Source organism: Tyzzerella sp. An114 (assembly GCF_002161055.1).
Taxonomy (GTDB): domain Bacteria; phylum Bacillota; class Clostridia; order Lachnospirales; family Anaerotignaceae; genus Fimicola; species Fimicola cottocaccae.
On record NZ_NFLT01000004.1, the window covers coordinates 44,739 to 57,132 of the forward strand.

Below are 12,394 nucleotides of genomic sequence, written 5' to 3' on the forward strand. Positions count from 1 at the left end.
TATCATAAATTTATAGAATTTAATATTGTGACATAATAAAAAAGGGGTATTGTCTATGAAAGAAAAAATAAAAGATTTTATATTAATAAACCTAGGTATATTTCTTGTAGCAGTAGGAGTTTATTTCTTTAAATTCCCAAATAACTTTTCAACAGGAGGAGTCAGTGGTCTTTCAATTATATTTGGAAGTCTTGTTGATTTTATAACTCCCGGTACATTTGTTATTATTATAAATGGTATTTTTCTTGTTTTAGGTTTTATATTTCTTGATAAAGGTTTTGGATTAAAAACAGTTTATAGTAGTATAGTTTTTTCTCTTATGATAAGAGGTTTTGAGATAGCAGTACCACTTTCAAATCCTATAACAGACCAAAAACTTTTGGAGCTTGTTTATAGTGTAATATTTCCAGCAGCAGGCTCAGCAATACTTTTCAACTGTAATTCAAGTACAGGTGGAACTGATATTGCTGCTATGATTATGAAAAAATATACTACTCTTGATATAGGTACAGCCCTTTTATGTACAGACTTTTTTATAGCAGCATCAGCGGCTATTGTATTTAATATTGAAACAGGATTATTTTCAATACTTGGTCTTGCTATGAAATCTCTAATTGTTGATAGCGTTATAGAGAGTATAAATCTTAAAAAGAGTTTTACTGTTATAACTACTAAACCAGAAGAAGTGTGTGATTATATAAATTATAATATGCATAGAGGTGCGACAATATGGGAAGCAAAGGGAGCTTTTACTGATGAGAAAAAATGGGTTATACTTACAGCATTAAAAAGATATGAAGCAAGTCAGCTTAAAAAATATGTTAAGTCAATAGACCCTAAAGGTTTCCTTCTTATTACAAATACAAGTGAAATTATTGGAAAAGGATTTAGAGAAGTTTAAAAATATAAAAAATAAAAATTTAAAAATGATACCCCTTAAGGGGTATCATTTTTATTATTATTTATAATATTTATTTTGCAAAATCATAAATGAAGCAGTAGCAGTGCCAGCAACAACATTTCTTTTTGGTATTTTTATTTCACCTATAAGGTTTACTATATTTTTTCCAAGAGAAACAATTCTTCCTGTAACTTCTATATTATCATCAAGCCATATAGGTTTTAAATAATTTGTTGTTAAAGTTATTGTTGTAACAAATCTATTTTCAGAAAAATAATGAGTCAAATAACCAAAAGTAGTATCAAAAATTGCTGTTGTTATTCCTCCATGAAGGGCATTTTGAGGATTTAACATCCATTCATCAACATGAAACTTAAGTGTAAGTTCTTTTGTTTCTATATTACAATTACCAAAGGCAGGTTTAAGCATAGATATAAATTTCTGTTGGCTATTTATGGAATTAACAAAGTTTTTTATGTTATCTTCCATGTTTTCTTGAGTATACTGTATATTCATTGTAATTTAAACACTCCTTAAGAAAATATTTGAACTTTTGTAATAATTTTATTATAGTATAATATGGTCAATTTATATTATATTTAAAGGGTATATTAATTGCAAATAAAAGAGGGGAATTTTGAATGTTAAAGAGAATTAAAATGGTTATTGTGGGGACAATGGCAACAGCCATGTTATGTACAAATGTTTATGGATACAGCAATGATTTTTCACATAGAAGCAATGTAAGTTTTATAGAGATAATTGGAAATATTCTTGGTATAGGTCAAACAGTTGAAACAAAAGACGCTGACCATGATTTTTCAATGTATGATGACATATATTATTATGAGCCTGAAAATTTAAGTAGATATACAAAGTTTTCATCAAAAAATCCTGATATTGCACCAGAAGATGTTATATGGCTTGTAAATGCAAATCTTGATAGAGATTTTTATACAAAATCAGAAAAAATAAAAGATACAGAGACAATGCCACTTCTTGTAAATAAGTATAATTATCTTCCAAGTAATTATGTTCCAGAAAATCTTGTTTATATAGAAGATGACAAACAAGCAACTGCCGAGACAGCAGAAGCCTTTAAAGAGATGAAAGAAAATGCAGAGGCTGAAGGAATTGAAATAAATGTTGTTTCAGCTTATAGGTCAATAGATTATCAGAAAGATTTGTATAAAAGTTATTTAAAAACAGACAGTAAAAAAGTTGTTGATACATACAGTGCTAGAGCCGGTTATAGTGAGCATCATACAGGTAGAGCTTTAGACCTTGCTTCTGATGATTGGGATATGGATAATTTTGGTGATACAGAGGCTGGAGAATGGGTAAGAAAAAATGCTTGGAAATATGGCTTTATAGTTAGATATACAGAAGAAAATAAAAATATTACAGGTTATAAATCTGAACCATGGCATATAACATATGTAGGAGACGAAGCAGCAGAGATAATGCATACTAAAGATATAAAATCTCTTGAAGAATATGTTGAAAAATATGTTAAACATAAACCATTAGACTATAATAATGTAAATACTGAAACTATTGAAATTGAAAATAATTAAAAAAAAGCACAGAGTAAAAACTCTGTGCTTTTTTAATAAATAATAATTATTTAAAAAATTCTTCTGTTATAGAATTAAATTCTTCACTGTTTTCATAGTAAGGCAACATGCTTGTATGTTCAAAAACTGCAAACATAACATCAGGGCGAAGTTCTTCCAATATATCAACATTTGAAACACTGTTATTTTTGTTTTCTTCTCCCCAAACAACGTATATAGGTATTTTTATACCCTCAAAAGATGTTTTTATATCTGTATTCATAAATTTTGATATAAATGATGCATAAGCAAAACGTGAGTCAACACCTTTTCTTCTTGCATTTAAGAAACAGTTATTTTTAAAATCATCAGTAATATTTTCTTTTCCAAAAAATACTTCTGACTCAAGAATACGGCTTATACTTCTTTTTGATGATTTTATACCGTAAAGTATAGAACCTATATAAGGCATCTCATAAAGTTTTAATGTTTTAGTATCAGATTTAAGAGCAATATCACTTCCCTCAACTCCAGTAGGACTTACAAGCATAAGTTTTTTAATATTTCCGCTTTCTATTCTATCAGCCATAAGAGCAAAACCACATGAAGTTCCAGAAGCTATTACATTACAAGGTTTTTTTATAACATTTTCAATAAATGAATTTAAAAGTAAAGCGTAATTGTAAGCTGTAAATGTGGCACGAGGTTTTTCGGATTTTCCGAAACCGGGAAGGTCTATTGTATAAACTTTATAACTAAAAGAAAGCTCATCAATGTTATTTTCCCATTCTTTCATTGAAGCACCAATATAGTTTACACTGTGAATAAGAAGGAGAGGTTCTCCCACACCTTTTATTTTGTAGTGTATATTTCCCATATCAGACTCAAAAAAGAAACCTTCATCATCATTATCTTTTCCACGAATTTCAGATATCTTAAAAATACCTCTGTTTATTATAGCTGGTATTATAAGCATACCTCCTGCAAGGGCAGTTTTTGCCAGCAGATTATTTTTTTTCATATATTATCACTCCCTTAAGCAGCTATTCAAAAATTTATTATATTTTTAGTATACCATAAATTATTAACCTATAAATAGAAACATAAAATAAATTGAGGGTGATTTTTTATGAGAGAATTTATTAATGTTATAGTACAATTATGTATAATAGCTGTTCTCCAAACAGTGGCAGAAGCTTTTTTTGATGACCGTAAAAATTATATGAAAAGAATAATATCTGTTTTGTGTGGAGGGGTGTCTCTTTATATTGTACTTTCATATATATATTATTATGTTTATAGAGAGATAATTCATATTATGAACAGCATGATTTATTGGTGAGATATACTGTTGTGATTTCTTATAATGGCTCAAGATTATTGATTTTTAGGTATTTATATGATAAATTTATATAGATACAAACTCCTTATAGGGAGTTGTTTTTTGTGTTAAAAGTAATATTATTTACTATTTTTGAAAGGGTTGAAAAAAATGGACTTTAAAATGGAAATTGCAAAACTGATTAGTTCTGCGGCGGACATAGATGTAAACGAAGTAATCAGTGCAATAGAAATACCGCCAAACAGTGAAATGGGAGATTATGCTTATCCATGTTTCAAACTTGCAAAGGTGTTTAGAAAAGCTCCTCCAATGATAGCAAATGAGCTTGTTGAAAAAATTGAGAAAAAAGATTTTATAAAAGAAATTAAAGTTGTTGGTGCATATATAAATTTCTTTACAGAAAAAAGCGTATATATTAAAGAAGTTCTTGGTGCGGTTTTTGAAAACAATGAGAACTATGGAAAGAGCACAGAGGGAAATGGAAAAACAATAGTAATTGACTATTCATCACCAAATATTGCAAAACCTTTCCACGTAGGTCACTTACGTTCAACAGTTATAGGAAATGCTATATATAAAATATATGAATGTCTCGGATACAACTGTGAAGGGGTAAACCACCTTGGAGACTGGGGAACACAGTTTGGAAAGCTCATTGTAGCCTACAAAAAATGGGGCTCAAAGGAGGCTGTTGAGAAAGACGGTATACAGGAGCTTATGAGAATTTATGTAAAATTCCATGATGAGGCAGAAAAAGAGCCAGCTCTTGATGATGAAGCAAGACTTTGGTTTGTAAAAATGCAGGACGGAGACGAAGAAGCTCTTACACTTTGGAAATGGTTCTATGATATAAGTATAAAAGAATTTGAAAGAGTATATGATATGCTCGGAGTAAAATTTGATGCTTATACAGGTGAAAGTTTCTATAATGATAAAATGGACGCAGTTGTTCAGGAGCTTAAAGATAAAAAACTCCTTACAGAAAGTGAAGGAGCTATGATAGTTGACCTTGAAGACGAAAAAATGCCTCCATGTCTTATAATAAGAAAAGACGGTGGCACACTTTACGCTACAAGAGATATAACAGCAGCCCTTTACAGAAAGAAAACATACAACTTTGATAAATGTGTATATCTCACAGCTCTTGACCAGAACTTACACTTTGCACAGTGGTTTAAAGTTATAGAAAAAATGGGATATGATTGGAGTAAAGACCTTGTTCATGTTCCTTTTGGTCTTGTAAGCCTTGACACAGGAAAACTTTCAACACGTCATGGAAATGTTGTTCTTATGGAAGAACTTTTAAATCAGGCTGTAAATGAGACAACAAAAATTATAGAGGAGAAAAATCCAGACCTTCCAAATAAAGAGGAAGTTGCAAAACAGGTTGGTATAGGAGCAGTTATATTTAATGACCTTTATAACAACAGAATAAAAGACGTTGTTTTCTCATGGAGTAGAATGCTTAACTTTGACGGTGAGACAGGACCTTATGTTCAGTATACTCATGCAAGAGCTTGCAGTCTTATAAAGAAAGTATGTGAAAATGGAGAGATTGACAAAAATATAGATTTCTCACTTTTAAGTGATGATGCTTCTGTTGAGGTATGTAAACTTATAGAAATGTATCCAGCAAAAATAAAAGACGCAGCAGCTAAATTTGAACCTTCAATAGTTACAAGACATCTTGTAGATATTGCTCAGGCATTTAATAAATTCTATCATGATAATCCTATTATGAATAGTGAAGATGAAGTTAAGAAAGCAAGAATTGCTCTTGTTTATGCTGTAAAAACTGTAATTGCTTCAGGACTTAAACTTTTAGGAATAAACGCACCAGAACAGATGTAAAATAATATATATTTATACACTGAGGTGAATTAAATGAAAAAACTTAAACTTATATATAATCCTTTTTCAGGAGATAAAAGTTTTAAATATAATCTTGATGCTTGTATAAAGATGTTTCAAGAGGGAGGATATGATGTTCATATATTCCGCTCTATAAATACAGGTGATATTGAAAAACATATATCTGAAATGGACAAGGATTATGATGTTGTTGTTGCATCAGGTGGAGATGGAACAGTAAATATTGTATTAAATGCAATGATGAAAAACGGTATAAAATCCGCTCTTGGAATAATACCTTCAGGAACAGCCAATGACTTTGCAACATACTTAAATCTTACATCAAACAATGTTGAGGAGTGTTGCAAGATAATAGCTGAGACAGAGCCTAGAGATACAGATGTAGGACTTGCCAATGACACATATTTTATAAATGTTTGTGGTGGTGGAATATTTATGAATGTTTCACAGACAATAGACACAAATTTAAAAAATGCTCTTGGAACAATAGCTTATTATCTTAAAGGAATGGAACAGCTTGCAAACTTTTCTCCAATACCTTTTAGAGTAACAAACTCAAAGGAGACAATAGAGGAAAATTTATATTTCTTCCTTGTGTTAAACAGTGCAGGAGCTGGAAGTTTTGGAAGACTTGCACCGGATGCCTCAATAAGCGATGGAGTTTTTGATTTTATAGGTGTAAAGGCAAAGCCTGTTCATGAATTAGCTTTACTTTTCGTAAAAATATTAAGGGGCGAACACATAAATGATAGCGGTATTGTGTATTTTAAAGATAGCTATATGAAAATAGAATGTCTCAAAGATGATATAAAAGACAGTGAAACAGATGTTGATGGTGAGACTGGACCGGGATTTCCTGTTACAATAAAAACAATACCAAAAGCAATAAAAGTTTTCGGAAAATTTTAAATGTTTCACGTGAAACATATTTTAAGGGGGTACAGAAATAAATTCTGTACCCTTTATGTTTTTACATTCTACTACAAAAACATTTAAAATATATTGAAATATGATAAAATATTCATATTTGCCACTGTTCATATAAAAATATATAAAAAATTTGTTGTAAAATTTCCATAAAAAAATAAATTGTTTCACGTGAAACATACTTTTTTTACCTGTGATTTTGTGATATTATTTTATTTGAAAAAAATATAAAAGGAGAATTGATATGGGACGAGTGAGAATAATTGCCGTTGCCAACCAAAAAGGTGGAGTAGGCAAAACCACAACATCAATAAACCTTTCTGCTTGTCTTGCTGAAGCAGGTAAAAAAGTCCTAGTAATAGACGCCGACCCTCAAGGAAATACAACAAGTGGTCTTGGACTTGATAAAAATGACATTGAATATACAATATATAATGTTATGCTTGGAGAAAAGACTGTTTTGGAAGTTTCACAAAAGACCTGCGTTGAAGGTCTTGATATAGTGCCTTCAAATATAAGTCTTACAGGTGCCGAGATAGAGCTTATAGGTAAAGATAGCAGAGAGTATATACTTAAAGAGGGTATAGAGGATATTAAAGAAAAATATGATTTTATAATTATTGATTGTCCTCCATCTTTAAATATAATAACAATAAATGCCCTTTCTGCGGCAGACACAGTTCTTGTACCTATACAGTGTGAATATTTTGCTCTTGAAGGACTTGAACAGCTTTTACATACAATAGGTCTTGTTAGAGATAGAATAAATCCACATCTTGATATTGAAGGAATAGTCTTTACAATGTTTGACGCAAGAACAAATTTATCTTTGCAAGTTGTCGAGGAAGTAAAGAGAAGTCTTGGACAAAATGTTTATAGAACAATAATACCCAGAAATGTTCGCCTTGGAGAAGCTCCAAGTCATGGACTTCCAATAACACTTTATGATGGAAAATCAAAGGGTGCTGAAAGTTATAGACTTCTTGCTGAGGAAGTAATAGAAAAGGAGTGGAGTTAATTGGGAGCACCTAAAAAAGGACTTGGTTCAAGGGGCTTAGGATTAGAAGCTCTTTTGAACAGTAAAATGAGTGAGCTTAACGATAAAACTCCAGAAACAGGAGTTTTTGAGGTTGATATTGAAAAAATAGAACCTAATAAAAATCAGCCAAGAAAACGTTTTGAGGAAAATGCTCTTGAGGAGTTGGCTGAGTCAATAAAAGAGCATGGAGTTTTACAACCTATAATATTAAAGAAAACAGAAAATGGCTATGAGATAATAGCTGGAGAAAGAAGATGGAGAGCTTCAAAAATTGCAGGTATTAAAAAAATACCAGCAATAGTTAAGAATATAACTGACCTTAAAGCTTTTGAGACTGCTTTAGTTGAAAATCTTCAGAGAGAAGGTTTAAACCCTATGGAGGAAGCTAGAAGTTATAAAAGACTTATAGATGAGTTTTCTTTAAGTCAGGAGGAAGCAGCAAAAAAAGTTGGTAAAAGCCGTTCTGTTGTTGCAAATGCCCTTCGTCTCTTAAATCTTGATGAAAGAGTTCAAAGTTTTGTTGTTGAGAATAAACTTACAAATGGTCATGCAAGAACTCTTTTAGGAATTTCTGATAATAATAAGCAGTTTGAAATTGCAGAAAAAATTATTGATGAGGAATTAAGTGTAAGAGAAACTGAAATTTTAGTAAAAAAAATCTCTCAAGGTATAATTATTAAAAAGATTAGTGAACAGGAAGAAAATAAAAAATTCAATACTGATAACTATAAGTACATAGAAAATGACCTTAAGAGTATTTTGGGAACAAAAGTTAAACTTACGAATAAAAAGAATAAAGGTAAAATTGAAATAGAATACTATTCCGATGAGGATTTAGATAGACTTATTGGACTTATTAAAGGTATTCAGTTGTAAATAAATGAGGTGTTTATAAAATGCAGATGTTTTTTGAAGCAGTCAATAATAATGTGGCATATATAATGCTTGGTATGTCTGCTGTGATTGTTATAATTTTTATTTTCTGTATATCTCTTTCAGTAAAACTTTCAAGACTTAAAAAGAGATATGAAAAATTCACTGGTGGTGGAGAAAATCACCCTGAAAATCTTGAAACTATGATTACTACTTACAGTGAAGATGTAAAAAATATAGGCGAAACTTATGGAAGATTACTTTCAATGGTTCAGGAACTTGATGAAGAAATGAAACATTGTACACAGAAAGTAGGCGTTGTGAGATATAATCCTTTTGAAGAAATGGGAGGAAATCTTTGTTATGCAGTTGCTTTTCTCGATTCACAGGATAATGGAGTTGTATTAAACGGAATTCATGGAAGAAATGGTTCTTTTACATATGCAAAACCTGTTGAGAGAGGTGTAAGCCCTTATGTTTTAACAGATGAAGAACTTCAAGCTCTTGAAAAAGCAAAAGAAAATGCTTATAAACCTAATGATTTAAAAAAAATAATGAAAGTTATAAAACCATCTAAAACTTACAGAGCATCAGAAAAAATAAGATATAACAAAAGTGAAACTGTTGAAAATAAAGTTGAGTATAGAGAAGAAATGCCAAAGCCTAGAGGAGGCTTTGACATAGATGAAATCGCCGAATCAATATTTGGTTCAAAAGAAAAAAATATTGCTCCGGTAGAAGGGGAAAAAGAAAATGAAATTTCCCATAATTCAGAAATGCCGGACAAATCCAAACCACAGAAAAAATCATTAGATATAGATGAATTTAATGATTTCAGTGCCTTTGATGCTTTTAAAGATGACATTGATAAATCAAAATAAATAATAATGGTTTTAAAAAATACTGCACAAATTTTTGTTGCAGTATTTTTTTATTGCCCGGAAATCGGGGGAGAAAACCGGGCAGAAATAAAGGGGGTATATCGCTGGTACTTATACTGAATTTTTTATCTCAGTACTGGTACAATAATAATTATTGCCATATATAATATAAATATACATATATTAAAAATTTTTGTTCTGAAATATAAATTATTTTTTACTTGCAATATTTTTTTTATGTGATATAATAACTCTAAAAGTCGGATATTATCCATATCCATATTATAATATTTTTTAAAATGGCGTTAATGAAAGCTAAGTTTCGTAATTCACCCTAAAGAGAGCCGGTGGTTGGTGTGAACCGGAGGGAAAAAGGAATGTTCCACTTTCACAGCAGCCGGTGATTTAAGCCGGAAGGGTAAGCCCTTTATAGCTTTAAGAGAGGTTCTTTTTTAAAAGAGCAATTTGGGTGGCAACACGGGAAATATCATCTCGTCCCTTTTTTAGGGACGGGATTTTTTTATTTTAAAAATTTATTTATAATAAAATTGATATTTATTTTAGGAGGCAATAAAAATGTTAGATGTAAAGGATTTAAGAAATAATTTTGATGCTGTAAAAGCTGCACTTGATAAAAGACATAAAGATTATCATCTTGAACAGTTCAAAGACCTTGACGCAAAAAGACGTGAACTTATAGGACAGGTTGAGGAACTTAAAAGCAAACAGAATGCAGATTCAAAAGAAATTCCTAAACTTAAAAAAGAAGGTAAAGACACAACAGCTCTTATGGCAGAAATGAAAGAGCTTTCAGCAAAAATAAAAGAACTTGATGCACAGGTTTCAGAAGTTGATGATGCTTTAACATCATTCATGTATACAATACCAAATACTCCAAATGCTCTTGTTCCAGATGGAGCTGATGATACAGAAAATCAGGAAATGAGAAAATGGGGAGAACCTACAAAATTTGATTTCGAGCCAAAACCACATTGGGATTTAGGGGATGAACTTGGAATACTTGACCCTGCAACAGCTGCAAAAATAACAGGTGCAAGATTTACTGTATATAAAGGACTTGGAGCAAGACTTGAACGTGCTATAATGAACTTTATGCTTGATACACACGTTGATAAACATGGATATACAGAAGTATTCCCTCCATTTATGGTAAACAGAAAATCAATGACAGGTACAGGCCAGCTTCCAAAATTTGAGGAGGATGCCTTCAAAGTTGCTGGAACAGATTATTTCCTTGTTCCAACAGCAGAAGTTCCTGTAACAAATATGTATTCAGATATGATATTAAGCGGTGCAGACCTTACAATTAAACATTGTGCATATACAGCTTGTTTCAGAGCTGAGGCAGGTTCAGCAGGTAGAGACACAAGAGGTCTTATTCGTCAGCACCAGTTCAACAAAGTTGAGCTTGTAAAATTCACAAGACCAGAAGAGTCTTATGCAGAGCTTGAAAAACTTACAAATGATGCAGAGGAAATATTACAGCTTTTAGGTCTTCCATATAGAGTAGTAAGACTTTGTGGTGGAGACTTAGGATTTAGTTCAGCTATGACATATGACATTGAAGTATGGATGCCAAGCTATAACAGATATGTTGAAATTTCAAGTTGTAGTGATTTCGAAGCCTTCCAGGCAAGACGTGCAAATATCAAATTTAAAGACAATGTAAAAGATAAAGCACAGTATGTTCATACATTAAATGGTTCAGGTCTTGCAGTTGGACGTACAACAGCTGCTATACTTGAAAACTTCCAGCAGCCAGACGGAAGCGTAATAATTCCAGAAGTTTTAAGACCATATATGGGCGGAATTGAAAGAATTACAAAATAAAAATTTATAAAAAGAGCAGTTTAAAAAACTGCTCTTTTTACATATTATTCCAATTATTAAAAAAATTAAATTTTTTTAATAAAGTATTTGACAAGTATTATATATTGTGGTATTATATTTCTTGCAGTAAGCACTGTACTTTATGGAGAAGTACTCAAGTGGCTGAAGAGGTGCCCCTGCTAAGGGTATAGGTCGTTTGCGCGGCGCGAGGGTTCAAATCCCTCCTTCTCCGTTCAAAAAAGGATTTCGCAAAAGCGAAATCCTTTTTTTATGTTTTTTAAAAATAAAAAATTCTACCCTAAAAGGGTAGAATTTAAAATATCAAAAACAGAATTTTTCAATACCAAAGCCAACTCCACCATCATTATTTGATATTGTTATAAAATTGGCTAATTCTTTAATTCCTTCAGCTCCATTTTCCATAGCAACAGCTGTTCCGGCAAATTCAAGCATTTCAGCATCATTAAAGTTATCACCAAAAACAATAACTTCTTCCGGTTTTATGCCTATAATTCTACAAAGGTTTTTAAGTCCATCCCCTTTATTTGCTGTCTTTGCACATAATTCTATATTTGTGTCAAGGGAAGATGTTATATATATTTTATCTCCCCAATCTCTTTTTAAATTTTCCATAAGAACAGGGCGTACATTATCTTTAAGCCAAGGAATATTAATTTTTTCAACATTGTTAGGATTTTCTTTTATAATTTCATGTATGTCTTGAACAGGTCTTTTAAGTTTTGTATACATTTCTTTAAAAGCCGGTGGAATTTCAAAACTATCAAGTTTATCAAGTATATTTTCTTGGAAATAACCTTCTCCACCAGCATATACTTCTGTTATTATATCGTACTCCTTAAGATAATCCATAAGACCTATTACAATATCATTTGACATACAGTTTTTATAAATAAATTTATTTTCAACTCTATCATATACAGCAGCACCATTTGATGATAATGTATATCTAACATCAAAATTTTTAAAAATATCTTCTGGAACAGTGCTGTTTGTTCTGCCAGTAGCCGGAACAAAAAGTATTCCTTTTTCTATGGCTTTTTTTATGGCGTTTATATTTCTTTCATGTATTTTTTTATTATCATCAAGAAGTGTTCCGTCCATATCAGACGCAATAAGTTTTATCATTATGTA

General features: G+C 31.1%; 12 protein-coding genes, 1 tRNA gene and 1 other annotated feature. Of the genes, 10 read left to right on the forward strand and 3 right to left on the reverse strand.

Annotated features, from left to right (window positions below; all coding sequences use genetic code 11):
- Positions 1-55 precede the first annotated feature (55 nt).
- Positions 56-901, forward strand: coding sequence for a YitT family protein (locus tag B5E58_RS04750; RefSeq protein ID WP_088108548.1), 846 nt, complete (start codon positions 56-58; stop codon positions 899-901).
- A gap of 57 nt (positions 902-958) precedes the next feature.
- Here the strand turns inward: B5E58_RS04750 and B5E58_RS04755 are convergent, their stop codons facing one another.
- A complete protein-coding gene (locus B5E58_RS04755; RefSeq protein WP_088108549.1) occupies positions 959-1,417 on the reverse strand; it encodes a PaaI family thioesterase in 459 nt (152 codons plus the stop codon).
- Between the two features lie 125 nt (positions 1,418-1,542).
- Between B5E58_RS04755 and B5E58_RS04760 the strand changes: the two genes are divergently transcribed.
- Positions 1,543-2,478: a M15 family metallopeptidase gene (locus B5E58_RS04760; RefSeq protein ID WP_088108550.1), complete on the forward strand. Its 936-nt coding sequence runs from the start codon at positions 1,543-1,545 to the stop codon at positions 2,476-2,478.
- Between the two features lie 46 nt (positions 2,479-2,524).
- Here B5E58_RS04760 and B5E58_RS04765 read toward each other — a convergent pair whose 3' ends face one another.
- Positions 2,525-3,478 (reverse strand): alpha/beta fold hydrolase, encoded by a 954-nt coding sequence (locus tag B5E58_RS04765; RefSeq protein WP_088108551.1) that lies wholly within the window; start codon positions 3,476-3,478, stop codon positions 2,525-2,527.
- Positions 3,479-3,586: 108 nt separating this feature from the next.
- Here B5E58_RS04765 and B5E58_RS04770 point away from each other — a divergent pair, with 108 nt between their 5' ends.
- The 8 genes from B5E58_RS04770 (at position 3,587) to B5E58_RS04805 (ending at position 11,474) form a co-directional block, all read left to right on the forward strand.
- Complete coding sequence (locus B5E58_RS04770; RefSeq protein WP_088108552.1) at positions 3,587-3,799, forward strand: hypothetical protein; 213 nt, start codon at positions 3,587-3,589, stop codon at positions 3,797-3,799.
- A gap of 150 nt (positions 3,800-3,949) precedes the next feature.
- Positions 3,950-5,650, forward strand: a complete 1,701-nt coding sequence (argS, locus tag B5E58_RS04775; protein ID WP_088108553.1) for an arginine--tRNA ligase — start codon at positions 3,950-3,952, stop codon at positions 5,648-5,650.
- A 33-nt stretch (positions 5,651-5,683) separates the two neighbouring features.
- Complete coding sequence (locus B5E58_RS04780; protein ID WP_088108554.1) at positions 5,684-6,580, forward strand: YegS/Rv2252/BmrU family lipid kinase; 897 nt, start codon at positions 5,684-5,686, stop codon at positions 6,578-6,580.
- A 262-nt stretch (positions 6,581-6,842) separates the two neighbouring features.
- Positions 6,843-7,616, forward strand: coding sequence for a ParA family protein (locus tag B5E58_RS04785; protein WP_088108555.1), 774 nt, complete (start codon positions 6,843-6,845; stop codon positions 7,614-7,616).
- Complete coding sequence (locus tag B5E58_RS04790) at positions 7,617-8,513, forward strand: ParB/RepB/Spo0J family partition protein (RefSeq protein ID WP_242956598.1); 897 nt, start codon at positions 7,617-7,619, stop codon at positions 8,511-8,513.
- A gap of 20 nt (positions 8,514-8,533) precedes the next feature.
- Positions 8,534-9,391, forward strand: a complete 858-nt coding sequence (locus B5E58_RS04795) for a DUF4446 family protein (RefSeq protein ID WP_088108556.1) — start codon at positions 8,534-8,536, stop codon at positions 9,389-9,391.
- Positions 9,392-9,687: 296 nt separating this feature from the next.
- Positions 9,688-9,894: a binding site (T-box leader), on the forward strand.
- Positions 9,895-9,967: 73 nt separating this feature from the next.
- Entirely contained in the window at positions 9,968-11,242 is a 1,275-nt protein-coding gene (gene serS, locus B5E58_RS04800) for a serine--tRNA ligase (RefSeq protein WP_088108557.1), read from the forward strand.
- Between the two features lie 144 nt (positions 11,243-11,386).
- Positions 11,387-11,474 (forward strand) — tRNA-Ser (locus tag B5E58_RS04805).
- A gap of 89 nt (positions 11,475-11,563) precedes the next feature.
- On the opposite strand, the gene B5E58_RS04810 is transcribed toward B5E58_RS04805, so the two are convergent.
- A complete protein-coding gene (locus tag B5E58_RS04810) occupies positions 11,564-12,388 on the reverse strand; it encodes a Cof-type HAD-IIB family hydrolase (protein WP_088108558.1) in 825 nt (274 codons plus the stop codon).
- Positions 12,389-12,394 lie beyond the last annotated feature (6 nt).